1 protein-coding gene is annotated in these 282 nt (G+C 37.6%); it reads right to left on the reverse strand.

What is annotated here, in order from left to right; all coding sequences use genetic code 11:
• Positions 1-282: hypothetical protein (locus AAEY99_RS21370; RefSeq protein WP_351011972.1), on the reverse strand; the 282-nt coding region annotated here is incomplete at both ends.

The following is a 282-nucleotide window of genomic DNA, read 5'->3' on the forward strand; positions in this document are numbered from 1 at the left end:
GCTCTGTCATGCGAGTAGCTTGAAGATCTAGTGTAATACCTAGGTTTTCTTCTGCGATTACTGTATCTGTTTCAAAGTAGATATTGTAATCAAAACCTTTAGATGAGATTAAACCAATATTGATAAAGCTAGCATCAACTAAATCAATTTGACCATTTTCGTCACGTCCGATACGGCTACAGAAAGCATCATTACCATCAGCAGAATAACACTGACCAATACTGTAACCAGCGCTTGGCTCTGCAATACTATTCGTTACTTCAATATCAAAGCGGGTTAATG

It is taken from the genome of Shewanella sp. S1-58-MNA-CIBAN-0166 (genome assembly GCF_040310085.1).
Classification (GTDB): Bacteria; Pseudomonadota; Gammaproteobacteria; order Enterobacterales; family Shewanellaceae; genus Shewanella.